Source organism: Candidatus Hydrogenedentota bacterium, assembly GCA_018005585.1.
Classification (GTDB): Bacteria; Hydrogenedentota; Hydrogenedentia; order Hydrogenedentales; family JAGMZX01; genus JAGMZX01.
Window position 1 is genome coordinate 65,704 of the sequence record JAGMZX010000003.1, and the last position, 25,319, is coordinate 91,022.

Consider the following 25,319-nt stretch of genomic DNA (forward strand, 5'->3'; position numbering starts at 1 on the left):
AATTCGCCGCGGTTGCGCCCGTCACGCCGAGTCAAAATATCGCTTTAGCGCATCAAGCAACGCCTCAGCGAACCACTGCCGCCATTGCGGATCAGCCAGGCGCTGCCGGTCCGTGGCGTTATTCATGTTCGCCACTTCCGCCAGAACCTTCGTGGGAATCCCGGCGTTGCGCAGGACGGCGGGCAGATAGGCGCGGCCGCCGCTTTGGCGGATGACGCTACGGATTGGCGTGCTCGCGCTGTGCACCTTGAGGGGCGGGTTGTGGCCGCGCAAGCTCGCAAGCATGGTCTCCGCGAGATTGAGCGAGAGTGCTTCATCGTGGCGGCGCGACTCGGCCGTCGTCGTGACGCGCCGGTAATCGCGCGCTTCTTCATAATTGTCGTAGATGCTTCCGTCGGGCTGCTCCGAATCGCGGCGATGCGCGGCGCCTGGTATGTAGATCATGGCGCCGCGCAGTTGTTCATTGAAAAGCATATCGCAGTGGATGCTGACAAAGACGAACTTGCGGTCATCCACGCCCGCGGCCCGTTCCTTCCTGTAGAAAGCGTTGGCCAGATACCAGCGCAGGTTGGCGGATATTTTCGCGTCGTCGTTGGGATATGGGGGCGTCGTCAGCAGTTCCTCGTCCGTATCGTGCTGGAATTCCTTCTGACCAACGCACGTGAAACCGGCGCTGCGGTCGCGAACGGTAATATACACTTTGGCGCGGGTGGTAGTTTCGAGCATTGCTTTGAGGCGGCAGGTAATGTCGTACGCTAATTCGTCCTCGAAAAGCCCCGCGCTGTGGACTGCGGCGCCGTAGTCGCGGCCGCCGTGGCCCGGGTCGAGCACGATCACAATACCCTCCAGGTCCTTTGAGTGGACACGGTTCTGTTGCAGCCGGGTCGCCTCGGCCCGCGTGGCCTCGTAGGCCTCCCGCTGCGCGCTCCCCTGCGGATAGAACCGGTCGCTGAGCATTTCGATGGGAATGCGAATCTTCTGGCCTGCCGCAATGTCGCAAACGTCGCGGATTCCGCTGCGTTTCTGGATGCAACGGCAGGCCTCCAGTATGTCTGCGTGGTCCCGGAAGTCGGTGAATCGCACAACCACGGACGTGTAGAGCGCCTCGCCACGCTTGATGCGGTATACCGCGTGCTGGCCTTGCGCATCGGTTTCAAACAGGAGGTCCTCGGGCAGGACGAGAGGCGGCGTCTCCCCTTCGCCCTCGCCAGGACTCCCAGGCGCGGGCTGTTCACCGGATTCCGGTTGCTGTGTCTGCCCGCCTTCCCGAGCCGCATCACGTACCGCAATCAGCGGCGGTGGAGGCTTTGGAGTCGGCGCCTGAAACGCTTCGGGCAGGAGCTGGCGCGGTATCAAGACCACCTGGCCTTTGCGCAGCGGTGTGGGAACGTCCTTGTTCTGTTCATTCCTTTCCAGCACGCAGGCGTTCGACGCATCGTTCGTGAACCAGAGCGCCAAGGCCCGCCAGTCCTCCTGGGCCAATGCCCCCTCGAACATCACCGCATGCCACCAGCCATAGGAATCCACGTAGTCATCCGGGAACAGCGCGAGCAGGGTCGCGCGGCGCGTTGCGGCATTCAGCCGTTCATAAGAAACCGCAACCGCTATGCGGTTCCTGTACACGCCCCATTCGTCCGGGTTCGCAAGGTACTTTGCGAAGAATGCCTTCGCCCCATCCCCTTGCGGCGGACTGCACTCGAGGTACACCGTTCTTCCCCCCCGCACGGCCGCATAGACTCCCGGTTCCAACGGCTGCCGCGTTACAGCCTCGCCAAGAGCTGCTGAGACTCCCTGTACAAACAGAAATGTGAGGAAGAGACATCTTATTGGGACACAGGAACAAGGGGCAGAACGTGAGTAAGAGGCGAGGCTGCCACTGTGTTGGGCCATGTCTCGTGCTCCGCGCAGGTTCGGCCAATCCGGACCTGGAACCTACATATGGTAGCACGTGCGGGCACCCGCACACAACATATAGTGTAAACGGGCGAAGACTCGGTCTTGCGGGAGGCGGAGCGGTCAGCCGCTGATTAACGTAAGTGAAGCTGTTGCTGGGGATACAGCTCGCGGAGCCGGTGCCAGATGTACTGTCTGAGCGCCTGCGCGTCGGCGGGTTCGAGGTCCAAAAACCGGAACCCGTAGAGATGAGCGTTGCTCGTGCGCTCCGGGCTGGCGGCGACGGAAATGACCTCCGCGACGGTGGTGATGCGATGCCCGGAGGGGAGTGCGAAGGAAAGGTCGACCGCATCGTTCACGAGCAAGGCGGCGTCAGATTCCACGAGTATGCCTCCCGCGCTGATATTGCGCGCGTGCCCTTCGTAGGGCCGGGGGTGCGCCTGCTCGCGCATGGAGACGGCCAGAGCGGCGGGCACGCGCCAGTTGGTTCTGTGCTGCGTACGGAAGGGCGATTGGGTGCGCGCAAGCAGAAGGCCGTCACCAATGCCCTTCGGCGATTCGAACACTTCCATATCGTAGGACGTATATCCGTTTTCGTCGTGAAACTCGAGTTGCACCTGCATGCCTTCGATGGGAAAGTTCTGGACAGGAAAACTGACGCGCACGCTGGCCGGGGTCACTTCGAGAATGCCAACGAGAAAACGCTGTCCCAAGAGCAACAACAGTGCCCGGTTGCCAACCTGCAGATGTTCGGCGGTGGAATCCGCGGACGATGGTTTCGGCATGAGCAGCATTCTCCTTCGGACTCTATGATAGCATCATTCTATCAGAGAGCCGGTGCGATGCACAGCCCGGAGAACATGAACCCGGAACGAACAATCGTTAGGGGCCGCAGGCCGGCACCCCGACTCTGTGTGCTGTCTCATCCCGTTCTGATAAGATGAGACCCGGCCCCTTGACACGCAAGAGTCTCCGTCGTGACGCGGCGGTCGCTGCGAATGTCGGGTTTTCCTGTATCCCGATGTCCCCCGCGGCAAGAAATAAGGAATCACCTGATGATGGATTTTCTGGACCCCGAGACAGCCTTCGCCCTGGCGAGCGTGCGCACCGCAGCGCGGCTGACCGCCCGCATCCGCGCAGGAATGCCGCCCGCACATCTGACCAAGACCGACATGAGCCCGGTGACCGTGGCGGATTTTGCAGTACAAGCTTATGTCGCGAGGGGATTGGCGGAGACGTTCCCTGATGACGCGCTGGTGGGCGAAGAAGGGTCCGCTGTGCTTGAATCAGACAGCGGTGCGACGATGCGGTCGCTGGTTGCGGCGTTTCTGAAGGAGGAGGCGGCGGACACGACGGAGGAGCGCGTCTGTGCGTGGATTGACCGCGGCGCAGGTCAGGCGACGGGTCGATTCTGGACGCTCGACCCGGTCGACGGCACGAAGGGCTACCTGCGCGGCGGACAGTACGCGATCGCACTGGCGCTGATCGAGGACGGCGTGGTTCAATTGGGCGCGCTGGGCTGCCCGGGGCTCGACACGCAGTGCCGCCCCGCGCAAGAGAGCGGTGCAGTGCTCGTGGCGCGGCGCGGCCATGGCGCGTGGATAAGCCCGCTCTCCGCAGGAAGCAACGATTTCACGCCGCTTCGCGTATCGGACTGCGCCGACCCGCGGCAGGCGCGAATTCTCCGTTCCTACGAGTCGAGCCACACGAATGAAGGCCAGATCGACGCCATTGCCGCGCACCTTGGGGCGGCGGCGCCGCCGGTCTTGATGGACAGCCAGGCAAAATATGCGGTGCTGGCGGCGGGTGGAGGTGAGATCATGCTGCGTCTCTTGTCTCCGAAACAGCCCGATTACAGGGAACGTATCTGGGACCAGGCGGCGGGCAGCATTGTGGTCGAAGAGGCGGGCGGCCGCGTGACGGACCTGTGCGGTGAGGCGTTCGATTTTCGCGCGGGCCGCCTGCTCGAACACAACACGGGCGTATTCGTATCCAACGGCCATTTGCATGAAGCCGGTTTGCGCGCCATTGCGGCCGTATGCGGATCGGGAAACTGTTTGATTTGAAACATGTCGTGGTAAAGTCTAGAATATATGCTTCTTAGCCGGGGCATGTGTGGAAACGCGGCGCGCGGGATTGTTCAGTCGCCCCAATGATGGCACATCCGGGCGATGGCCGCATTTTTCAGAATGGAGGTCAGATCGATGTTGATTGATTTCGGTGGCGAAAGAGAGAACGTCATAACGCGCAGGGAATTTCCGATGGCCAAGGCGCGCAAGGTGCTCAAACAGGAGACCATCGCGGTCCTCGGATACGGCGTGCAGGGACCTGCGCAGGGTCTGAACATGCGCGACAATGGCTTCAATGTGATCGTCGGTCAGGCCAAGGAATTCAAGCGTGACTGGGACCGAGCCGTGAAAGACGGCTGGAAGCCGGGCAAGACCCTGTTCAGCATCGAGGAAGCCTGTGATCGCGGCACCATCGTGCAGATGCTGGTCTCCGACGCGGCGCAGAAGGCGATATGGCCGACGGTAAAGAAGCACCTTAAGCCCGGCGATGCCCTCTATTTTTCGCACGGGTTCTCCATTGTCTATAAGAAACAGACAGGCGTCATTCCGCCCGATTTCGTCGACGTGATCATGGTCGCGCCGAAGGGTTCGGGCACGTCCGTGCGCCGCAATTTCCTGAACGGGGCGGGCATCAATTCCAGCTTCGCGGTCGGGCAGAACTACACGGGCCGCGCGGAAGAGCGCACACTTGCCGTCGGCATCGGTATCGGTTCGGGCTACCTTTTCCCCACCACGTTTGAACAGGAAGTGTTCAGCGACCTGACTGGAGAACGCGGCGTGCTCATGGGCGCGCTCGCGGGCATTATGGAAGCTCAGTACGACGTGCTCCGCTCGCATGGCCACAGTCCGAGCGAGGCGTTCAATGAAACGGTCGAGGAATTGACCCAAAGCCTCATCCGGCTCGTCGATGAAAACGGCATGGACTGGATGTACGCCAATTGCTCCGCGACGGCGCAGCGTGGCGCCCTCGATTGGAAGCCCAAGTTCAAGAAGGCAACGCTTCCGCTCTTCAAGGAACTGTACAAGCGTGTCAAGGATGGCGTCGAGACGAAGCGCGTGCTGCAGTCCACCGGCGGCAAGGACTACCAGGCCCAACTCCGCAAGGAACTGGAGGCGCTTCGCAATTCCGAAATGTGGCAGGCGGGCGCGGCCGTGCGTTCGTTGCGCCCCAAGACGCCAGAAGGCAAGCGGACCAAGTCCGCGACAGGCACCAAAGGGCGCGGCGCCTGAGCAAGACAGTACGCTTTCGCAACGGGCAGCGCCCCGCATGCCGCTGCCCGTTGCGTCGTTTTTGTGGTTTTTTGCAATTTTCCCCGTATCTGTGCCATGCTCCTCCCAACGCTTGCGCAATGAAGGAAAACACGTGGTGAGGTTCGTGAATTACACGGCCGCAGTGTGGGGATAGACGCGTCGATGCATCAAGTGGAGTTGCACGATTACATCCCCATGTCGGAATTCGGCCCTCACGAGACCGAAGAATACGAGTATTGCTGGCAAGGGGCGTTTCTGCAGGCGTGCTTCCTTTCCAATGTCGGCAGGAAGCGCAAGAACAACGAAGACGCCTGCATGCTGTGCGTGCCGCAAGATCCCGGTCTCGCCGCGCAGCGGGGCCTGCTTTTTGCCGTTGCCGACGGCATGGGCGGTGCGAGCGCGGGCGAATTCGCCAGCCGCATGGCCTTGCGCCTGACCACCAGCTGCTACTACCGCAGCGACGACCCTTCCATCCCCCACGCGCTCCGTGACGCCGTCGAGACCGCCAATCTCAAGGTGTTTGAAGAATCCGAAGTGAATCCCCTGCTCTCCGGCATGGGCACTACGATCTCCGTGCTCGTCGCCGTGGGCGAATACGGATATATAGCGCATGTCGGTGATAGCCGTGTCTATCTCCTGCGCGACGGCGCGCCGCTCCAGCAAATCACCCATGACCATTCCCTCGTGGCCGAACAAATGCGCTGCGGGTTGCTCACGGAAGAAGAGGCGCGCAACCACTCGATGAAGAATCTGATCACGCGCGCCGTGGGTATCAAGAATGAGGTCAAGGTCGATATGTACGCGGTGCGCCTCGAGCGCGGCGACCAATTGCTTATCTGCACAGACGGCCTCTCCAACCAGGTCCCCGACCGCGACATTGCGCCGCTCATTCAGGCGGCGGCGCCCCGCGAGGCGGCCCGCCGTCTTGTCAACGCGGCGCTGGAAAACGGCGGCTCCGACAACGTCACCGCTGCGCTGCTTCGGGTCACCGAAAAACCGCCCAAGGGCAGCATCGAACCCGGCATCGAGGAAGTGCTTCTCCCTCAAGCCAGCCTTATAACGCGGTTGCGGCGGTTCTTCGCTTAGTGATCCCTTCCATAGCTTCGCCAGCGCATTGCTGCTTTTCGTGCGGAGTGCGGCAGCTTTCTTTGCCTGGCGACCTGTTTGTCGCGGGGCAAGAAGCGCAAGCATCTGCCTTCGCAAGAGCTGCTACTGAAAAGAGCTGACGTATTCCACCCGTGGCCGCATATCTGAAATGGAGCACTTGGACCGGGCGATTCGCTCGCGAAGACGTTTCATCTCTCCGGCGTGGATTTGCGTTTCTTGACTCGCATGTTTGTGTTATCGTGTGGCTTCAATCGTGACCCGGCTTCCGGGAGGAACCCTGCATGTCTGAACGCACCATCACCCGCAGGTTCTTTGTCAACAAGGTCTGTCTTGCAGCCGTGGGCGCATGGGGCGCCGCGGCCATCCGCCCGCGCCCCGCGCCGGCCGCGGTCAGCCGCGCCGCCGCCAACGAGAAGATTGTGCTCGGTTTCATCGGCGCCGGCGGCATGGGCCGTTCGCACTTCGACCGGCTGTGCGCGCATCCCGAGGTAACCTTTGCCGCAGTGGCCGATCCCGACCGTCAGCGCCTCAACGCAGCCCAGACGCACGCCGCCGGCTACGGCATGAATATTGAGATATACGTCGATTTCCGTGAAATGCTCGAACGGCATCCCGACATCGACGCGGTGTTTGTCACCACGCCGGACCACTGGCACGCGCTGGCCACTGTTCATTGTCTGCGTGCGGGCAAGGACGTGTACTGCGAGAAGCCGCTTGCGCTCACCATAGCCGAGGGCCGCGCCATAGTCGAGACGGCGCGGCGCTACGGCCGCATCGTGCAGGTCGGCACGATGCAACGCAGCGACCAAGGCCAATTCCGGCACGTGTGCGAGCTTGTCCGGAACGGGCGCATAGGCACGGTCAGCAAGGCCGTGTGTTTCTTCGATGCCAATCCGTATCATGAGTACATCACGCCGGAGCCGCCGCCTGATTATCTTGATTGGGACTTCTATCTGGGCCCCGCGCCGTGGCGGCCTTTCAACAGGCTCATTCACCCTTATAACTTCCGGTATTTCCGCGACTACTCGGGCGGCCTGTTGACGGATTGGGGCGTGCATCTGTTCGACATCGCGCAGTGGGGCTTGGGCAAGGACGCCACAAGCCCGGTGCGCATAGAATCGGAATCGGAGATGTATCCGGACAATATGTACGAGTTTCCCCGCTTTCAGCACATTACGTACAGCTACGGAGATGTTGAGATTGAGTGGTGGTCGGACTCAAAGCAACACCCTTTTGAGCCCGGTCAGAGTTACGGCACGAAGTTCTACGGGTCGGAAGGCGAAATCTGCGTCAACCGGGGCGGCTACTGGATCCACGGCAAGGACGGCAGAGTCATCAACGAGGATCTGGGGTTGAACGACGTCTGGCTGTACGCAAGTCCGGGACACCATCAAGATTTCTTCAACGCCATGCGTTCGCGAAGACCGCCTGTCTGCGACGCGGAAACCGGGCATCGCGCGACGGCGATTTCGCACCTGGGTAATATCGCGGCGCGCGCCGGCCGGCCGGTCGTATATGACCCTGTGAAAGAAGCGTTTTCGCAGGACGAGACCGCGAGCAAGCTTCTGCACAGGCCCATGCGCGCGCCATGGCGGCTCTAGTCAGGGAGACATGCAATGCACCGGACCCCGTTCGTATTCCTTATGGCGGCCACATGTGTTTCGTGTATAGCCGCGGCCCAGGAAGATATCGGCGCGCTTGTCCGGTCTCTCTCGAGCGGAGATGCGCTTGCCCGCCATGCTGCCTTTGAAAACGCCGCGCAATTCGGGCCGGAAGCGATCATCGCCGTGGCGCCGCTGCTCGACAATGAGCGGCCGGACGTCGTCTACGCGGCAACGCAAGCGCTCGAGAATATCGCCGGGGCCGCGACTTCCGCCGAAGAAACGCGCAAGGCCGCCTCTAACGCCCTCACCGTGGCGGCGCTTGCCACGCAGAATCGCGACCCGCTGCTTTCGCTCCTGGCCTATGTGGGCGATATAGAAGTCCTGCCTGCATTGACTAATCTCTTGACGAAGGCGCCGGAATCATTCGACGCCGCTTTGCGCGCCATTGAGAGCATCGGCCGCAACGCAGCGCAACGCGGCAACGCCGCCGGAGCGGAGACTGTATGCGCTGCGCTACTGTCCTGCCTGCAACGCAGCGAGGGACGGGAGCGGATTGGGATCATAAACGCAATCGGTGCGGCCGGAAGCGGCTGCGCCGTAGATGCGCTTATTGCCGAAGTGCAGGTCCGTGGCCCGTCCGCGGATGCCGCGGCGCAAGCGCTGGGCTATCTTGGAGGCATTCGGGCCTTCGATGCGCTCTGGCAACAGTTCGAACGCCTCGGGTCTGACATCGCGCTTGAAGCCTGCCTGCGCATGATCGAACGGCAACCCGACGCAAAAGCCGCGAAACTCTATGCGCGGATGCTGGACCGCGCGCAAACGCAGGAAAAAGCCGCGCAAGAGGGCGGCGCCCGCCACACAGCCGTTTCAGGCGACCCGCGCGTTCTGTGCCCTTCCTTGCGCGGCATCGGAAGGACCGCGGCGTCCGGCAAAGCCGTCAAGGTGCTGTTGCCCTTCCTGCGCGCTGCGCGCGCGGATGTCTATGGAGCGGCGCGGGACGCTCTGGTTGCCGTGCGCGACGAAACAGCCACGCGCAAGATGGCCGCGACCGCGCGAAAGGCCGAGCCCGACCTCAAGGCGGCCTTATTGGAAATCGTCACCATCCGCGACGTGGCCGCGGCGACGCCGTTGCTTGAAGGAGGGCTGCGCGACGGCGACCACCGTGTGCGCGCCACGGCGCTGCGCCTGTTAGGCCAACGCGCCGACGCTCGCTATGCGGACGCGTTTCTCGAGGCGGCGCAAGACAGCGACCCGAGCGTGCGCACGCAAGGCGTACGCGCCTGGCTGAACCTTGCCCACGCGGCCGGGGCCAGCGGCGATACTGCGCGGGCACGCGACATGTACCACGAGGCTCTGGGGTTCGAGGCGGAGGACACGGAGCGCGCGGCCGCCGTCGAGGGATTGACAATGATCGCCGCGCCCGAGACTTTGACCTATCTTCAGCCGCTTGTGGGGAATCCAGCCCTCGAAGGGCCGGTTGCGCGCTGCGCCTTCGCCATTGCGGACAAGATGGCCGCGGCGGACCGGGCCGCGGCGCAGGGGATCTTTGAGGCCGCGTTGCGCACCACGAAGGACCGCGAACTGGCAAAGCGCGCGCAGGCCGCGCTGGCTGCACTAGGCTTGCCGGCCAGTCTTGCCGCCGAACGTGGGTTCGTTCTACGCTGGCGGGTCATTGGCCCCTTCCCGAAGACCGCGTTTGACGCGGCGTTTCCGCCCGAATCTGAATACCAGCCCGACGCGGCGTATACAGGCGCAGACGAACAGCAGGTGCGCTGGCGGGACCATGTCGTAAACGACCCCTTGGGTATAACGGACCTCGATGACTTCCTGCAACCCACGGAGCAGGTCATCGCGTATGCCCGCGCCGTCGTCGTTGTCGATGCCGCACAGGATATTCTGGTCAAGGCCGGGTCGGACGACGGGATCGTGTGCTGGGTGAACGGCGAAAAGGTGCATGAAAACGATGCGGCCCGCGCAGTATCCGTGGACGAGGACACGAAACCCGCCGCACTTGCGGCGGGCGAGAATGTCATACTCCTGAAAATTGTGCAGGGTGGTGGTGACTGGGGTTTTTGCCTGCGGTTGACGAACCGGCAAGGCGAACCGCTTCTCTTCCGCTACGAATGACTGCCGGCGGTCACGGACTATTGCCCAAGGGCCTTGCGAATCTCGCTCAGCAGGTCCCGTGCATGATAGGGCTTGCGCACAAAGCCGACAAAACCGTCGCCGTGGCTGGTCACGTTGACCTGTTCGCTGTGGCCACTTGAAAACACAACGGGAATGTCGGGGCGTATGCCGCGGATGAGGGCGAACAGTTCGTCGCCGTCCCGGACCGGCATGGACACGTCGAGCAGGACCGCGTCAATCTCCGCCGCCCGTGCGCTGAAAATCTCCAGGCCTTCGCCTCCATCGCAAGCCGTGATCACCACCAGTCCGGCGCGTTCCAGAAAAGCCTTCGCCACGCCAAGCACGGGTTCCTCGTCATCGACGACGAGCACGGTGCCCCGGCCCCGCCACTCCGCCTGACGGTCCTCTTCAGCGCCAATCACGGGTTCCGCCACTGCCGCGCAGATGGGGAACAGCACTTCAAACGTGGTTCCTTCCGCGGGCCGGCTCTCCACGTGTATCCCGCCCCGATGCCCCCGTACCGTGCCCAAGACCGCCGCCAGACCGAGCCCGCGTCCAATGAATTTCGTGGTGAAGAAGGGGTCGAAAATACGTTCCAGCATCTCCGCGTCCATGCCGCACCCGGTGTCCGCAACACGGAGAAACACATACTGGCCGGGCGCAAGCGTTGTCTCCCTGCGAACCCGCAGGAGAAATTCGCGGTCGTACGTGCGTACGCCCGTCTGCACATAAATGGACCCCGCCCGGTCGTTCATAGCGTCCACAGCGTTGACGACAAGGCTCAGTACAAGCTGGCGCAATTGCGCCCCGTCGCCCTGGATTAGGGGCGTCCTGTCTCCGGCTTCGAGATGGAGCCGGACCTTGCGTGGCACGCTGACCTGAAGGAGGTGCGCCATTTCGCCGAGGAGTTTTCCAAGGTCAACCCGCTCCCTGGCAAGCCTGCCACGCCCGGCGTAGGTCAACAGTTGATGGGTCAGTTCGGCGGCGCGCTTCGCCGAGCTTTCGATTTGACGCAAGCACTCGCGCGCCGGGGCGTCCGCTGACAAATCGAGCAAGGCCATTTCCGCGTACCCCAGGATGCCGACAAGCAAGTTGTTGAAATCGTGAGCGACACCGCCCGCAAGCGCCGCAAGACTTTCGAGCCGTTGCGCATGCTGCATCTGCGCCTCGAGGAGGCGCCGCTCCTGCTCTGCCTGCTTGACTGCCGTGACATCATTGCCGATGCAGAGGATTTCCTTGATGTTCCCGTGTTCGTCCCGGATGGCCTTGTTGGTCCAAGCGACCCAAACCCGCTCGCCGTTGCGGCGTATGTTTTCATTCTCATTCGTTGAGTAGCGCTCCGGATTGCGGCCAATATCATCGATCATCGCGGCAAGATCGCGGCCGTTCGAGTCCAGCCCCGGCACTACCGTTCCTACCATGTGCTTGCCAAGGATCTCCGGTTCGGAATAATCGAAGAACTGCTGCGCATACTCGTTGAAGAAGGTGATGCGCCCGTCTGGTCTCCGCCGTAGGATAATGCTGTTGGCGCTTTCCACCAGTTCGCGGTATTTCTCTTCGCTGGCACGCAGGGCTTCTTCGGCGCGGCGCCGTTGGGTAATATCCACATCCATGCAGAAGACTTCCGCCACCTCGGTGCCGTCGAATACCGGAAACATGCTCGAGTAGACCCAGCGCACTTCGCCGGAACGGGTTCGGACGGGCCATTCCTTGGGCGTCGTCGCGGTTCCCGAGCGCCAAATCCCGGCAATTATCGATTCAAAGTCGCGGGCATCTTCCGGGCTCAACAGGAGGTCCCCCAGGCGCTTTCCGACCGTCTCGCGGGCTGCATATCCGTAGAGGTCGCCGCTTGCGCCGTTCCAGTGGCGCACCACCCCGTCGCGGTCGAAACCCTGAATGGCCACAAGCGGCGTATGCTCGATTACCGCCTCAAAGCGGTCCAGCGCAATTCGCAGAGCATGCTCTGCTTGCTTCTGCCTCGTGATGTCGCGACAGACCGCCTGGAACCCGGTCACCAGGTCTTCATTCTTGAGAATCTCCAGGTTCTGCCCCAGCCAGACCTCCTGCCCGTCTTTGGTCAGCACCGGAAATTCGTGATACACGCTGCAACGCCCCGCTCGCTGCTCCGCGCGCACGTACTCCCGCACTTCGTCGCGTGCATCGGGGCGGACAAACTCCGAGTAGTGCCGCCCCAGAATCTCCTCGATCGGGAAACCCAGCGTCCGGATCGCCACTGGGTTCACATATACAAAACACCCTTCGGCATTCGTCTGATAGATAATATCGCCCGCGTGCTCCACCAGCCGCCGGAATCGCTCCTCGCTCCGGCACAGCGCTTCTTCCGTCCGTCTTCGCTCCGTAATGTCTTGGAGGAATACCTGAATCGATTCCTCGCCCGACCTGGGGTCGCGCACCAGACAGGAAGTATGCGCCGCCCATTTCAGGTTCCCGCGCTGGGTCCGGAAGGGGTAGGCAAGGTCGCGAACGCGGCGCTCCTGGCGCATCCGATTGCGGATCGTGCCCACGGGCAGGACATGCGTGACCAATTCGGACACATTCTTGCCTACGGCGTCCGCGGGATTGGGATAACGGTCTTCGAGTTCCAGGATTGCGAGTGCACCACGGTCGATGAAGAGAATCGTGCCGTCGAAGGTGTAGCGGAAAAGACCGACCCCCGCGAATTGGAGCACTTCGCGTTGGATTTCGTCTATTTCCTCAGGGGTAAGGTTGGATTCGCGATTCTCGGCCATAGCGCACTCCTGAATATTCCCTCCGGCAACCCGCGGCGGAATACCCAAACACGGCATTCGTATCAACCCGTTAATCGCAAGCGGGAGGATAACACAAACACATTCTGCCCCGAAATGCCCTGAAATGCTCTGGCTAAGACGCCTGGGTCCGGCACTGACCAGAGCCGTCCCCCAAGATTGCGCTACGGATCGAGCGCTCGAGAATGCGCATGCCGTCACCTCCCAATACCGGCATCCGATACCGGCGTGACACCAGGGGGCCGCGGGGCAGAATGGCGTTGTTCCTCTCGCGGCGTATTACGCGCGGTTGGGACTCCACAGGCCGTCTGCGTCACTCCCAACAAGACGCTTGCCCCTCAGCATGGCCCCTGCGACGTCAAGAAGCACGGACACCTCTTGGGTCCGGTTCGTCATGGCGGCGTAATTTTGCCGAGGATGACCTGTCTGCGGGCGCCGGTGGCGCGCGGCACGTTCGCGGGCGTGCCACAGATGGTCTCGTTGCCGAGGATGGCGAAGGCGACGGCTTCCCGCGCCTCCATCGGGATGCCGTACTGGTCGCTGGTGAAGACCTTAACCCCGCGCAACGCCTTGCGCAACAGCTTCATGAGCGTCTTGTTTTTCGCGCCGCCACCGGCCACGACCATGTATGAAATGTCGTGCTGCGGCTGAATGAACCGCTTGAACGCGTCGCTGATGCTCTGTGCGACGGCGTGCGTCACGGTGGCTACCAGGTCCTCATAAGAGTGCTCCCGCCGCGCGGCGAGCGCGTCCCGCAGGTACACCGCCGCGCCGAACTCCTCTCGGCCCGTGCTTTTGGGCGGCACCTTGTGAAAATAGCGCGGACTGAGCAGGTATTCGAGGAATTCGTCGACCACGATACCCTTGGCTGCCGCCTCTCCGTCCTTGTCGAATTCTTTCGTTCCACGCGTGAGCAAACGAACCGCGCCATCAATCGCCATATTGCCTGGCCCCGTGTCAAAGGCAATGACGTTCTCGAATTCAGGCGTGACCACGGTGAAATTCGCGATGCCGCCAATGTTCAGACACGCCACCGGATTCTCGGATTTCCGGAATAGCACCCAGTCGGCGTAGGTAACCAGCGGCGCGCCCTGCCCTCCCGCGGCCATGTCGCGCGGCCGGAAGTCCGAGACGACCGGCAACCCGGTACGTTCGGCTATGACCGCCGTTTCGCCTATCTGCAAGGTACCGCAGGGTTCCTCGGCGGAGGGCGGGATATGCGCGACGGTGTGTCCGTGCGAGGCAACGAAGTCGACGGTGCAATCGTTGGTCTCCGCGACCTTAAGCAATTCCACTACGGCGTCCGCGAATCGCTCCCCCAGTTCGAAATTGAGCAGACAGATTTCTTTTGAATCCATGTGCTCCGCGAGAAGACGCGTGCGAAACCATGGCGTATAGGGAAAATGCCTGTGCGCGATTAGTTTCATGGCCTGCCCCGGGCCCGTACCCTTGACCCGCACCAGCACAGCCTCCAGCCCGTCGCTCGAGCTTCCCGACATGAGCCCGATCACAAACCGGGCAGGCTTGTTGCGCAGTTCTTCCAGGTTCATGCTCGCAGTCCCTTCCGCTTGCACGAATTACAGCACACACTCTCTCCTTCTCATAGTACCACATTTGCCCGCTTCGATTGTTCGTGCAGCCAAGCAACTGAACGACAATGTCCTGACTGGGATCAGCGCAACGCCGCGCCGCATTCGCGTCGCGCCGGTCAGGTCTGGTATATTCACGGTTCCCGCCGTGCAAGAGACTTTGAGGCAAAAACAAAGGGATGTATCATGGCAGATGTGATCAAGGCGACCAATATTACGTGGCATGACCACACGGTAACGCTGGAAGAACGCGAGGCGCGCTACGGCCACAAGCCGGCCGTGATCTGGTTTACCGGTCTTTCCGCATCGGGGAAATCGACGATTGCCCAGTCCGTTCAATCGGAACTGTTCGACCGTGCGTGTATGACCTTTGTCCTCGACGGCGACAATGTCCGTCATGGGCTTAACAAAGACCTTGGCTTCTCGCCGGAGGACCGGGAAGAGAACATCCGCCGTATTGGCGAAGTGGCCAAGTTGTTTGCGGATGCGGGCCTGATCGCCATGACGGCGTTCATTTCTCCGTACCGGGCCGACCGTGACAAGGCACGGGCCATCGCCGGAGACCGGTTTATCGAAGTATACGTAAAGGCTGACGTGAGCGTGTGCGAGGAGCGCGACCCGAAAGGCCTGTACAAGAAGGCCCGCGCTGGCGTTATCCCCGAGTTCACGGGGATATCGGCGCCATATGAAGAGCCGCTGAATGCGGAACTCGTGCTCGACACGGGCTCGGAGTCGCTGGCGGAATGCACGGCGCGCGTGCTCAACTACCTGATCGAACGGGGTATCCTGAAGGCGGGTTCGTGAACACTACGTACCGGTAGGTAAATACCTTGATACCGGGCGCACTGGGCTGTACGGCTATCGTACAAGGGTGTTTGGACTAAGCCCGCGCCAGCCTCCGGCCCACAGCGCTAAGTGCCCTGTGCAGACAACAAGATATCTGCGTATTATGCTTGAGATATGAAAAGCTGGATTACCTGCCGCGAATAACTTGCAATTCACACCCGGTTTATGCGAGCATTTAAGAGTCTTTATGCGTCCACGCGTTTTCCCCGTTGTCTGCGCGTAAGGGAAGCGATTTTGTCATGTATGAAGAGTTCGCTGCGGTTGTCGTGTTCTTACTACTGGGCGTTGTCGTCGTTGTGGCCACGCTGCTGCTGGGATGGTTTATCCGCATCCAGCGTCCAAACACAACGAAGAACGCCATATATGAATGCGGCGAGCCGACCATCGGCTCGGCCTGGATACGTTACAACAGCCGGTTCTACACCGTTGCGCTGGTTTACTTGCTGTTCGACGTGGAGGTCGTGGTGCTGGTTCCCGCGGCACTGGTGTTGAAAGAAATGGCCGCGGCGGGCGCAGGCTGGGTCCCCCTGGGTGCGCTGCTCCTGTTCATGCTCTTGCTGGTGCTTGGTCTGGCTTACGAGTGGCGCTACGGCAATCTGGATTGGATTGGGGAGCAGGTATACAAGACGGTACGCAAAGAAACGGGGCATCCGGAGCGTGGAGAGCATGTTGCCTGAAGCGCCTCACGATACGCCGCAGACAGCCGAACAGCTGCTGACCACGTATTTGCGTGAGCCGCGTGATTTGACGCGTTACCTGCACTACGTGAAGGTGTGCCGGGAAGAGGGCTTGCCTCTCGCGGTCATTCCGCTGGATGCCGCGGTGAACTGGTCCCGGGCGAGTTCGTTATGGCCGCTGACGTTCGGGCTCGCATGCTGCGCCATTGAAATGATGGCCACCGGCGCGTCGAAATACGATTTGGACCGCTTTGGCGCGGGCGCGTTCCGGCCCACGCCCCGGCAGGCGGACCTGATGATTGTTGCGGGCACGGTAACGCACAAAATGGCTCCGCGCGTGAAGCGGCTGTATGACCAGATGCCCGAGCCGAAATACGTGATGGCAATGGGCGCATGCACGATTGGCGGTGGACCCTACTCGGTATACGGCTATCACGTAGTAAAAGGGATCGACCGCTTCCTGCCGGTGGATGTATACGTGCCGGGTTGCCCACCGCGCCCGGAGGCGCTCATAGACGCGCTCCTGTGGCTGCAAGCCAAGATTAGCCGGGCACACCCGATTCGAGAACGTTATCAAGGATCATGACGGCACCATGACCACAGAAGAGATCCATGCGCAATTAAAAGCGCGATTCGGCGACGCAGTGGCCGAATGGCGCGCCGTCGAGCATGGCGACTCGTATATTCAGGCGGCGCCAGCGGCCTGGCATGATATTGCCGGCTTCCTGCGTGACGAGGACGGTCTCCGGTTCGACTTTCTGAGGTTGATTTCGGGAGTGGACCGCGGCGAACGGTTCTCCTCCGTGTATCACCTGTATTCCTACGAGCATGGCCACGCGGTTACCTTGCGCATCGACGTGGAGCGCGCCGACCCGCGCATCCCAAGTGTCGCGGACCTCTGGCCCGCCGCCGAATGGCACGAGCGGGAAGCGTACGACATGATGGGCATCGTGTACGAGGGCCACGAAAACCTGCGGCGGATTTTGCTGCCGGACGACTGGGAAGGCTTCCCGCTGCGCAAGGACTACGTGCCGCCGAAGAGTTACCACGGCTTAACCAATGAGTAGCCTATGGCAGACAAACGCACCATAGCCGCCTCGCGCGAGAATGCGCTGCGGACCGAGGAACTGCTGATCAACATGGGTCCGCAGCATCCCTCGACCCATGGCGTGCTGCGTCTTGTCGTGCGCACGGACGGCGAGATGGTCCGCGAGACGTGGCCGCAGATCGGGTTCTTGCACCGCTGTTTCGAGAAGGTCGCCGAATCGATCAAGTACCCGCAGATCATCCCCTATACGGAGCGGATGGACTACTTGGCGGCGATGAACAATGCTCTGGCCTATTGCCTGGCTGTCGAGAAACTCGGCCGCATCGAAGTGCCGGAGCGCGCGGTCTACATCCGCGTTGTCATGGCCGAACTGAACCGCATCGCATCGCACTTGATAGCTTTCGGCACTTACGCGCTCGACCTCGGGGCGTTCACGCCGTTCCTTTATGCGTTCCGTGAACGCGAGATGATCTTGTCGATTTTCGAAAAGGTCAGTGGCGGCCGGCTCCTCTACCACTATTCGCGTATTGGCGGCGTCGCGCGCGATATCACCCCGGACCTGGCCGAGGACATCCGCGCGTTCCTCGCGCAGATGCGCAAGGCCTGGCCCGAATACAACACCCTGCTGTCCGAGAATCAGATTTTCGTCAAGCGCACCGCGAACGTGGGCGCGATTTCACGCGAACAAGCCATAGCCTGGGGGCTGACCGGACCGTGCCTGCGCGGCAGCGGCGTCCGGTATGACCTGCGCAAGCAGCATCCCTATTCTCTCTACGAGCGCTTTGCCTTTGACGTGCCCGTCGGCGAAGGCGCCAAGGGCACGGTCGGTGACTGCTGGGATCGGTACTGGGTACGGATGCGCGAGATAATGGAAAGCTGCAACATAGTGGAGCAGGCGCTCGACGGTTTGCCCGAGGGCGAGGTCATGGCGAAGCTGCCGCGCACCATCGACCTGCCGGAAGGCGAGGTTTACGTGCCGTGCGAAAACCCGCGCGGCGAACTGGGCTTCTATATCGTTTCCGGCGGCGGTTCAAAGGCGTTGCGCATCAAAGCGCGCGGGCCGTCGTTCTGCAACTTGAGCATTACCCACGAAATCTGCCGGGAAGTGCTTCTGGCGGACGTCGTAGCCATCGTCGGTTCGATCGACATCGTCTTGGGCGAGGTGGACCGATGACGCAACCGGTGGCGTAGCCAATGGACGAGTTTGTACGGTCATTCGAGAGCGGCGCGATGCGCACCCTGTGGCCAGCGCTCGAGCACATGCCGGCGTGGGTGCCTTTTGCAGTCGTCTACACGCTCGGCGGTCTGTTCTTCGCCGCGTGGATGGGCCTTATGGCGCTCGTCTGGACGTACGGGGAGCGCCGCATCGCCGGATTTATCCAAGTCCGGTTCGGCCCGGACCGCGTTGGCCCCGTCGGTATCCTGCAGCCCTTGACGGACGGCATCAAGCTCCTCGCAAAAGAGGATATCATCCCGCGCGCCGCGCACCGGTTACTGTTCGAGGCCGCGCCGCTGCTCGTGTTTCTTGGCGTCATGATCCCCTATGCCGTACTGCCCTTCAGCGAGCGGTTCGTGTTGTCCAACATGGACGTGGCGTTGTATTACGTGCTGGCGTTTGAGGCTATCGAAGTCATCGGCGTACTGATGGCGGGTTGGGCCTCAGGCAGCAAATGGTCGCTGTACGGCGGCGTGCGCCTTGTGGCCCAGATGTTGTCCTACGAAATCCCCGTGGGGCTGTGTGTGCTTGTCGTGGTGCTGCTTGCGGGGTCGCTGAATCTGGGCGAAATCGTGCAATGGCAAACGCACGACGCGTTCGGCCTGGAGCATCCCTGGATACTTGGCTGGACGGTATTCCGCTCGCCCGCGGCCTTCATCGCGTTCATAGTGTTTTATGTTGCCGGGCTCGCGTCGACGAAACGCGCCCCCTTCGACCTGCCCGAGGCGGAAAGCGAGCTTGTCGCCGGATATCACACCGAGTACTCCGGCATTCGCTTCTCCTTCTTCTTCATGTCGGAGTATGCGGCCATGTACGTCATGTCCGCGCTGACGGCGATACTGTTCCTGGGCGGGTGGCATGGCCCGATCCCGCGCCCGGACGTGCCCGAGGGTCTGACATTCCTGTCGCTGTGGAGCCAGGCAATGAGCGGGGGGATCTCCGGCGTGGACTCCTTCCTTGACAAAGTCTTTCTCTTCGTCGCAAGCGGGTTTGGGGCGCTTTTCAGTGGCCAGGGGCTGCGTATCGCGGCATCGGAGACAATTGGCGTCGTCAACATGGTTGGCAAGGCGTTTCTCCTTTATTTCGTCATGATCTGGGTGCGCTGGACGCTGCCGCGCATCCGTATCGACCAGGTCATGTATCTGTGTCTCAAGGTTTTTCTGCCCGTCAGCCTCCTATGCGTGCTGTGGGCCATGATCCAAGTGGTGGTATTCTCATGAGCGCACAAGTGAAACGCAGGCGCAACCCGCTGGCTCAGTACTTCGCCGATATCTGGGCCGGCATTGTGACCACCTATGCGGGGATGCGCCTGACGCTGGGTTACTTCTTCTCGAAGCCGGTCACGTTGCGTTATCCCGAGCAGCGGCCCGTCATCCCGCCCACCCACCGCGGAATTCACACTTATGACGAGGACAGCTGCACCATCTGCCGGCGCTGCGCCATGGTCTGCCCCGTCGATTGTATCGATATCGAGACAGTCGGGCGCGGCAAAGACCAGCTCATGCTCCACTTCAGAATCGACTACGCGCGCTGCCTGTTCTGCAATCTGTGCGCGGAGGGCTGCCAGTCAAGCGGACTGAAGCTGACGGAAGGATATAACCTTGCTACAGGGTCGCGCGCGCTTTGTGTTCGTGAATTGGCCCGGCCCAAGACGGAGGAAGAGATCCAGGCAGTGAAGGACCGTATCGCGCAAAAGGACGCCGAAAAAGCGGCAAAGGCGGCAAGAGAGGCGCTGGATAAGAAGGCGAAGGAACAGCAGGAGGGCACCACGGCATGACCCCGGACCTTGCAGGGGCCGCGCCCGCGGCGTGGCAGGGAGCGAACATCTCCTTCTGGGGGATCACTGCGCTCGTGCTCGTATCCGCCTGCTTCGCCGCGTTCAGCCGCCGGATCGTCTATGCGGCATTTGCCCTGTTCTTCACGCTGGTCGGCATGGCGGGCTACTACGTCCTGCTCGGCTCCGGCTTCCTTGCCGTCACGCAAATCATCATCTATGTCGGGGGCATTCTGGTGCTGCTCATGTTCGGCATTCTGCTCACGAGCGCGCCCATCGTGCGCGAACCCATCGAGTCCCGATACCTGTACGCCGCCGCGCTAGTCTGCGGCGTGGTGCTCTTCGCGGTGCTGGCCACTGCCGTACTGAACACACCCTGGCAGGTGACGCCGTCCGCGGCGGAGCCACCAAGCGAGGTGCGCGCGCTGGGCAGGCAAATGCTCACTACGTACCTCGTGCCGCTGGAAGTCGCGGGTATTACGCTCTTGTTCTGCCTCGTGGGCGCGGCTTATCTGGTGCGGAGGCGCGAGTAATGCCAAACACCGCCAACCTGTTCAGCGCCCATCCCGGCGGCATTCACCTCTACCTGCTCGTCGCCGTCGCGCTATTCTGTCTGGGTCTCACCGCTTGCATCATGCGCCGTAACGCGATCGGCGTCCTTATCGGCATAGAACTGTTGCTCAACGCCGCGATCCTCAACTTCATGACCTTCTGGCATTTCCGGGGCGGGCTGGAGACGGATGGGGCGCTGTCCGGCCCGGTCATGGGCGTGTTCATCATTATTCTCGCGGCATGCGAAGCCGCAATCGCGCTGGCAATCCTGATCAACCTGTTTCACAATTTCGGCTCCGTCCAGGTGGACAAACCGCAGCGGATGAAGAAGTAGCCGTGGACATGACCGTGCTGACATATGCGTTGTTAATCTTTGCGCTGCCGCTGGCTGCGTTCCTGCTGCTTGGCCTGTGCAACAAGCGTCTGCCGCGGCGGGGCGATTTCATCGCCACGTCCGTGCTCGGCACATGCCTCTTTCTTGCGCTGCTGCTGTTTTACAGGGCGTGGCGGTCGCCGCAGCACATCATGCTCGACGTGACGTTCGACTGGCTGCCCCTGTGCGCAGGGGTGAACCTGAATGGCGGACTGATGGTGGACCGCCTGACCGCCGTCATGCTGGTAGTAGTGACGCTGGTCAGCTTTCTTGTCCATCTCTTTTCGACGAAATACATGGAAGGCGATGTCCGTTACGGGCGGTACTATGCGTCGCTGCTGTTGTTCACGACCTCGATGCTCGGGCTCGTGCTCGCGAACAATCTCCTGTACTTGTACATGTTCTGGGAATTGGTCGGCCTCTCCTCCTATGTGCTTATTGGCCACTGGTTCGAAAAGAAGTCGGCGTCTGACGCGGCGATGAAGGCGTTCATCACAACACGCCTCGGCGACGTTGGCATGTTTATCGGCATCATGGTCTGCTATTTCCAGGTGGGATCGCTGCACTACGCGGACCTGTTTGCCGCCGTGAGCGACGGAACCCTCTCGGAATCGTGGCGGACGCTGGCGGGGCTGGGCCTCTTCTTCGGCGCCATGGGCAAGAGCGCGCAGTTCCCGCTGCATGTCTGGCTTCCGGACGCGATGGAAGGCCCGACGCCGGTAAGCGCGTTGATTCATGCCGCCACCATGGTGGCGGCGGGCGTCTACCTGACGGGCCGGCTGTTGCCGTTCTTCAATGAACCGACTTTGCTCTTCATCGCGTACGTCGGCGCGTTCACGGCCTTGTTTGCGGCCACCATCGCGCTGGTGCAGGACGACATCAAGAAAGTGCTCGCCTACTCGACCGTGAGCCAGCTCGGATACATGATCCTGGCTTTGGGCGTGGGCGGGTACGTGTCCGGACTGTTCCACCTCACAACGCACGCGTTTTTCAAGGCCGGTCTGTTCCTGGGCGCGGGCGCGGTCATCTACGCGATGCATCACGAACAGTCCATGAGCAAGTACGGCGGTCTGCGCCACAAAATGCCAATCACGACGGTGTGTTACTTGCTCGCGACGCTGGCGCTGACCGGTTTCCCCGGGTTTTCCGGCTTCTGGAGCAAGGACGCAATTCTCAGCGACGCACTGGCCTTCGCCATGCTGCACGGCCATTGGTTCCTGCCCGTCGCCGGGTTTACGACCGTGTTTCTGACCGCGTTCTACATGTTCCGGCAGTTCTTTCTGACCTTTACCGGAAAACCGCGCGACCATCACGCCTACAGCCACGCGCATGAAGTCCCGTGGCCGATGCTGGCGGCGCTCATCGCGCTCGGCGCGTTGGCGGTCATCGGAGGCGGGTTCGGTCAGTGGTTCGGCGTCATGAATCCCAGCCGGGACGGCATTGAGCAGGTCTCCGACTTCCGTGAAGCCGGTTTCCACTCCCCCATCACGGAAAGAGCGATGGAGCATGCGCCGGAACGCGGCCAGGCTGTCACGCACGCGCACGACGAAGCCCACGACCCCGCATCAGAAGCGAAACATGCCGCGCACGGCATCGCCATGAAGCTTTCTACGCTGCTCGCACTGAGCGGCATCGTTTTCGGTGCGCTGATGTACCTGCAGCGGCGCAACGGGCGCACGGTCCTGCAGCCCGAATTCTTCGTCAAGACGTTCCGGCCGGTACACACGCTTCTGCTGAACAAGTACTATTTTGACGAAATTTACATGGCTTGTTTCGTGATGACCACGCGCGCCTTGGGCGCGTTCGCCGCCCTGTTCGACCGGAAGATCATCGACGCGGTGGTGAACCTCTTTGGGCGCCTGAGCATCGTCTGGTCCATAGTCATTGAGTGGGTGGACCGTCGCATCGTCGACGGCCTGTTCGTGAATGGAGCATCCAATACAACCTATGCGGCCGGGGAGCGCCTCGCGGCAGCCCAGACCGGCCGCATTCGCGACTATCTGTTGCTGACGGTGGTGGGACTACTGGTCATTTGCGGCGCCTGTTTCCTGGTGTATTGCCAGATTCAATGAGAAATACGCGAACACTACACGTGGGAAGAACGAATAAATAGCCGGAATTGAAACAAAGCCATGGACAAATCTCTGCTTTCGCTGATTACCTTCGTGCCGCTGGCCGGCGCGGCCGTCATGCTGGTGTTGCCGGGCCGCGCACACAACGCGATCCGAGCGGCGGCAGTTGCCACCAGCGGCATCGTCTTCCTGCTGACGTTGTACCTGTGGCGGGTCTTCGACCCCTCTTTGCTGTCGGCGGGCACGCCCTATTCGCCCTACGATGGGAGAACGTTCACGGAAATTGCCTGGATCCCCTCCTATCACATCTATTTCCGGCTGGGCGTTGACGGGCTTTCGGTCATGCTTATCCTGCTCACCGGTCTGCTCTCGTTTCTGGCCTGTTTCAGCGCCTTCACCATAAAGAAACAGGTGAAAGGCTTCTTCGTCTTGTTCATGCTGCTGATCACGGGGATGATGGGCGTGTTCATGGCGCTGGATTTCTTCCTCTTTTATGTGTTCTGGGAAGTCATGCTGCTGCCGATGTACTTTCTCATCGGTATCTGGGGCGGCCCCCGCAAGGAATACGCGGCTATCAAGTTCTTTATCTACACGCTGCTGGGCTCGGTCCTGATCCTGCTCGTCATGCTGGCCTATTACTTCAAGATGACTTCCGCGGGCTTCCCCGAATATGCGTTCAACATTCCGGAACTCGTTGCGCGCAAGCCCTTCAATGTGCCCGGCGGCCCGACTCTATTCCAGTATCTCATGTTCTGGGGCCTGTTCATCGGTTTCGCGATCAAGGTGCCGATCTTCCCGTTCCATACGTGGCTTCCCGACGCGCACGTCGAGGCGCCGACCGCGATTTCCGTCATACTCGCGGGCGTATTGCTGAAAATGGGCGGGTACGGCATCCTGCGGCTGAACTATCCCCTGCTGCCGGAGGTCGGGGCGGCGCCGGGCGTCATGTGGTTCCTCGCGCTGCTGGGCGTCGTCAACATCATCTATGGCGCGCTGTGCGCGCTGGGCCAGAGCGATTTCAAACGGCTGGTCGCCTACTCGTCCGTGAGCCACATGGGCTACGTGCTGCTGGGTATCGCAATCCTGCGCACCGAAGGCGTCAACGGCGCCATATTCCAGATGTTCGCGCACGGGTTGTCCAGCGCGATGATGTTCATGCTCGTCGGCGTGGTGTATGAACGCGCACATCACCGCGAAATCGCGCGTTTCGGCGGCATTGCCGTGCAGATGCCCGTCTATTTCGCGCTGGCCGTGATCGGCTTCTTTGCGTCGCTCGGCTTGCCCGCGCTGGTCGGGTTCATCGGCGAAGTCATGGTCTTCCTGGGCGCGTTCCGCTACAGCCCCTGGATCGCCGGCGTTTCCACGCTCGGCATGCTGCTGACCGCCGCTTACATCCTCTGGACGATGCAGCGGGTCTACCTGGGCAATCCGAAGGAAGAGCATGCGGGGTTTCCCGACAGCAACCGGTGGGAACTGATCTCGATTGCGCCGCTCGCCGTGCTCTGTATCGTGTTTGGCGTCATGCCAATGCTCATACTCAACATTTTCAGCGGTTCAACGGAAGTGTTCATGAGCCTGTTCAAGGGCCTCGTATGACAAAGTCCCGGATTGAGAATTAGCCATGCCGCCAGGTCAAGCCAACAGTTTTTTGCCCATCCTGCTCGTGGCCGCGGGCGCGTGCGCGGTGATTGTGGCGGACATGCTTGCGCCGCTGTCTCGCAGCCGCCGGGTATCAGGCCTGACCGCGCTCGCGGCCGTGCTGGCGGCGCTGGCCGCGCTGCTGGCCGACATGGGCGCGGGCGTGTTTCACGGCCTCAACTACCGTTTCAGCGGCATGCTGGCCTATGACACGGTGTCCACGTTCCTGACGCTGGTCTTTCTCTGCGGTGCGGCAGCGGTCATTCTCTTCGCGCTGCGCAGCGGCGAAACCGCCGCGTACCGGCAAGGCGAATTCTACGCGTTACTGTTGGGCGCGGTTCTCGGCGCCATTCTCCTTGTTACCGCGAACCATCTCGTTCTGTTCGTTCTCGGAATCGAAACGCTGAGCATGTGCTCCTACGTCCTCGCGGGATTCCTCAAGGACGACCGCAACTCAGCGGAAGCAAGCCTCAAGTACCTGATCTACGGCGCTGTCGTCTCGGGCATCCTGTTCTTTGGACTGAGTTATCTATACGGGCTGTCCGGGACGCTGGAAGTGAAGCAGATCGGCGTAAACATGGCCGCTAGGGTGCAGTCCGGCGAAACCGGTCTGGTGTTTCTCTATGCTCTCGGCGCGCTGCTGCTCGCCGGCCTCGGCTTCAAGATGGCGCTGGTGCCGTTCCACTTCTGGTGTCCGGACGTGTACCAGGGCGCT

The 25,319-nt window shown here is 61.5% G+C and carries 21 protein-coding genes; 17 read left to right on the top strand and 4 right to left on the bottom strand.

The genetic code is table 11. The annotated features are described in order from the left end of the window. Positions 1-21 precede the first annotated feature (21 nt). Together KA184_00950 and KA184_00955 are read right to left on the bottom strand one after the other, a co-directional pair. The gene (locus KA184_00950; protein ID MBP8128118.1) at positions 22-1,725 is read right to left on the bottom strand and encodes an N-acetylmuramoyl-L-alanine amidase; all 1,704 of its coding nucleotides are present in this window, start codon (positions 1,723-1,725) and stop codon (positions 22-24) included. A 302-nt stretch (positions 1,726-2,027) separates the two neighbouring features. Then, a complete protein-coding gene (locus tag KA184_00955; GenBank protein ID MBP8128119.1) occupies positions 2,028-2,678 on the bottom strand; it encodes a PilZ domain-containing protein in 651 nt (216 codons plus the stop codon). 270 nt (positions 2,679-2,948) lie between these two features. Here KA184_00955 and KA184_00960 point away from each other — a divergent pair, with 270 nt between their 5' ends. From KA184_00960 to KA184_00980, 5 genes are all read left to right on the top strand, one after another. Next, the gene (locus tag KA184_00960; GenBank protein ID MBP8128120.1) at positions 2,949-3,959 is read left to right on the top strand and encodes a 3'(2'),5'-bisphosphate nucleotidase; all 1,011 of its coding nucleotides are present in this window, start codon (positions 2,949-2,951) and stop codon (positions 3,957-3,959) included. Positions 3,960-4,097: 138 nt separating this feature from the next. Continuing rightward, on the top strand, positions 4,098-5,192 hold the full coding sequence (gene ilvC, locus KA184_00965; protein ID MBP8128121.1) for a ketol-acid reductoisomerase: 1,095 nt from the start codon (positions 4,098-4,100) through the stop codon (positions 5,190-5,192). A 183-nt stretch (positions 5,193-5,375) separates the two neighbouring features. Then, a complete protein-coding gene (locus tag KA184_00970) occupies positions 5,376-6,299 on the top strand; it encodes a Stp1/IreP family PP2C-type Ser/Thr phosphatase (protein ID MBP8128122.1) in 924 nt (307 codons plus the stop codon). A 302-nt stretch (positions 6,300-6,601) separates the two neighbouring features. After that, complete coding sequence (locus KA184_00975; protein MBP8128123.1) at positions 6,602-7,921, top strand: Gfo/Idh/MocA family oxidoreductase; 1,320 nt, start codon at positions 6,602-6,604, stop codon at positions 7,919-7,921. A gap of 15 nt (positions 7,922-7,936) precedes the next feature. After that, a complete protein-coding gene (locus tag KA184_00980) occupies positions 7,937-10,051 on the top strand; it encodes a HEAT repeat domain-containing protein (protein MBP8128124.1) in 2,115 nt (704 codons plus the stop codon). Positions 10,052-10,068: 17 nt separating this feature from the next. On the opposite strand, the gene KA184_00985 is transcribed toward KA184_00980, so the two are convergent. Both KA184_00985 and KA184_00990 read right to left on the bottom strand, forming a co-directional pair. Then, positions 10,069-12,801, bottom strand: coding sequence for a PAS domain S-box protein (locus KA184_00985; protein MBP8128125.1), 2,733 nt, complete (start codon positions 12,799-12,801; stop codon positions 10,069-10,071). A gap of 410 nt (positions 12,802-13,211) precedes the next feature. After that, positions 13,212-14,369 (bottom strand): anhydro-N-acetylmuramic acid kinase, encoded by a 1,158-nt coding sequence (locus KA184_00990; GenBank protein MBP8128126.1) that lies wholly within the window; start codon positions 14,367-14,369, stop codon positions 13,212-13,214. Positions 14,370-14,594: 225 nt separating this feature from the next. Between KA184_00990 and cysC the strand changes: the two genes are divergently transcribed. The 12 genes from cysC to KA184_01050 all read left to right on the top strand — a co-directional run. Then, positions 14,595-15,212, top strand: a complete 618-nt coding sequence (gene cysC / locus KA184_00995) for an adenylyl-sulfate kinase (protein MBP8128127.1) — start codon at positions 14,595-14,597, stop codon at positions 15,210-15,212. 281 nt (positions 15,213-15,493) lie between these two features. Beyond that, positions 15,494-15,931, top strand: a complete 438-nt coding sequence (locus KA184_01000; GenBank protein MBP8128128.1) for an NADH-quinone oxidoreductase subunit A — start codon at positions 15,494-15,496, stop codon at positions 15,929-15,931. Then, positions 15,921-16,517 (top strand): NADH-quinone oxidoreductase subunit B, encoded by a 597-nt coding sequence (locus KA184_01005; protein MBP8128129.1) that lies wholly within the window; start codon positions 15,921-15,923, stop codon positions 16,515-16,517. Before KA184_01000 ends, KA184_01005 begins: the two co-directional genes overlap by 11 nt. 7 nt (positions 16,518-16,524) lie before the next feature. Further along, positions 16,525-16,998: an NADH-quinone oxidoreductase subunit C gene (locus KA184_01010; protein ID MBP8128130.1), complete on the top strand. Its 474-nt coding sequence runs from the start codon at positions 16,525-16,527 to the stop codon at positions 16,996-16,998. Between the two features lie 3 nt (positions 16,999-17,001). After that, positions 17,002-18,153 (top strand): NADH-quinone oxidoreductase subunit D, encoded by a 1,152-nt coding sequence (locus tag KA184_01015; GenBank protein MBP8128131.1) that lies wholly within the window; start codon positions 17,002-17,004, stop codon positions 18,151-18,153. Between the two features lie 20 nt (positions 18,154-18,173). Continuing rightward, entirely contained in the window at positions 18,174-19,415 is a 1,242-nt protein-coding gene (locus KA184_01020; GenBank protein ID MBP8128132.1) for an NADH-quinone oxidoreductase subunit H, read from the top strand. Further along, complete coding sequence (locus tag KA184_01025; GenBank protein MBP8128133.1) at positions 19,412-19,972, top strand: 4Fe-4S binding protein; 561 nt, start codon at positions 19,412-19,414, stop codon at positions 19,970-19,972. The genes KA184_01020 and KA184_01025 overlap by 4 nt, the downstream gene beginning before the upstream one ends. Continuing rightward, positions 19,969-20,502, top strand: coding sequence for an NADH-quinone oxidoreductase subunit J (locus KA184_01030; protein ID MBP8128134.1), 534 nt, complete (start codon positions 19,969-19,971; stop codon positions 20,500-20,502). Before KA184_01025 ends, KA184_01030 begins: the two co-directional genes overlap by 4 nt. Next, positions 20,502-20,855 (top strand): NADH-quinone oxidoreductase subunit NuoK, encoded by a 354-nt coding sequence (gene nuoK / locus KA184_01035; GenBank protein MBP8128135.1) that lies wholly within the window; start codon positions 20,502-20,504, stop codon positions 20,853-20,855. The genes KA184_01030 and nuoK overlap by 1 nt, the downstream gene beginning before the upstream one ends. A gap of 8 nt (positions 20,856-20,863) precedes the next feature. Beyond that, the gene (gene nuoL, locus KA184_01040; GenBank protein MBP8128136.1) at positions 20,864-22,966 is read left to right on the top strand and encodes an NADH-quinone oxidoreductase subunit L; all 2,103 of its coding nucleotides are present in this window, start codon (positions 20,864-20,866) and stop codon (positions 22,964-22,966) included. A 72-nt stretch (positions 22,967-23,038) separates the two neighbouring features. Then, positions 23,039-24,562 (top strand): NADH-quinone oxidoreductase subunit M, encoded by a 1,524-nt coding sequence (locus KA184_01045; protein MBP8128137.1) that lies wholly within the window; start codon positions 23,039-23,041, stop codon positions 24,560-24,562. Positions 24,563-24,587: 25 nt separating this feature from the next. Beyond that, positions 24,588-25,319, top strand: a 732-nt coding sequence (locus tag KA184_01050) for an NADH-quinone oxidoreductase subunit N (protein ID MBP8128138.1), incomplete at its 3' end; no start/stop codon positions are given.

Bases quoted from the DNA above. Each gene is read 5' to 3' on its own strand.
- nuoK (MBP8128135.1), top strand. From the start codon at position 20,502: ATGCCAAACACCGCCAACCTGTTCAGCGCCCATCCCGGCGGCATTCAC.
- KA184_00990 (MBP8128126.1), bottom strand. From the start codon at position 14,369: ATGAACCTGGAAGAACTGCGCAACAAGCCTGCCCGGTTTGTGATCGGG.
- KA184_01005 (MBP8128129.1), top strand. From the start codon at position 15,921: ATGTTGCCTGAAGCGCCTCACGATACGCCGCAGACAGCCGAACAGCTG.
- nuoL (MBP8128136.1), top strand. From the start codon at position 20,864: ATGACCGTGCTGACATATGCGTTGTTAATCTTTGCGCTGCCGCTGGCT.
- KA184_01000 (MBP8128128.1), top strand. From the start codon at position 15,494: ATGTATGAAGAGTTCGCTGCGGTTGTCGTGTTCTTACTACTGGGCGTT.
- KA184_00985 (MBP8128125.1), bottom strand. From the start codon at position 12,801: ATGGCCGAGAATCGCGAATCCAACCTTACCCCTGAGGAAATAGACGAA.
- KA184_00960 (MBP8128120.1), top strand. From the start codon at position 2,949: ATGATGGATTTTCTGGACCCCGAGACAGCCTTCGCCCTGGCGAGCGTG.
- KA184_00975 (MBP8128123.1), top strand. From the start codon at position 6,602: ATGTCTGAACGCACCATCACCCGCAGGTTCTTTGTCAACAAGGTCTGT.
- KA184_01025 (MBP8128133.1), top strand. From the start codon at position 19,412: ATGAGCGCACAAGTGAAACGCAGGCGCAACCCGCTGGCTCAGTACTTC.
- ilvC (MBP8128121.1), top strand. From the start codon at position 4,098: ATGTTGATTGATTTCGGTGGCGAAAGAGAGAACGTCATAACGCGCAGG.
- KA184_01010 (MBP8128130.1), top strand. From the start codon at position 16,525: ATGACCACAGAAGAGATCCATGCGCAATTAAAAGCGCGATTCGGCGAC.
- KA184_01015 (MBP8128131.1), top strand. From the start codon at position 17,002: ATGGCAGACAAACGCACCATAGCCGCCTCGCGCGAGAATGCGCTGCGG.
- cysC (MBP8128127.1), top strand. From the start codon at position 14,595: ATGGCAGATGTGATCAAGGCGACCAATATTACGTGGCATGACCACACG.
- KA184_01030 (MBP8128134.1), top strand. From the start codon at position 19,969: ATGACCCCGGACCTTGCAGGGGCCGCGCCCGCGGCGTGGCAGGGAGCG.
- KA184_01020 (MBP8128132.1), top strand. From the start codon at position 18,174: ATGGACGAGTTTGTACGGTCATTCGAGAGCGGCGCGATGCGCACCCTG.
- KA184_00980 (MBP8128124.1), top strand. From the start codon at position 7,937: ATGCACCGGACCCCGTTCGTATTCCTTATGGCGGCCACATGTGTTTCG.
- KA184_00970 (MBP8128122.1), top strand. From the start codon at position 5,376: ATGCATCAAGTGGAGTTGCACGATTACATCCCCATGTCGGAATTCGGC.
- KA184_00955 (MBP8128119.1), bottom strand. From the start codon at position 2,678: ATGCCGAAACCATCGTCCGCGGATTCCACCGCCGAACATCTGCAGGTT.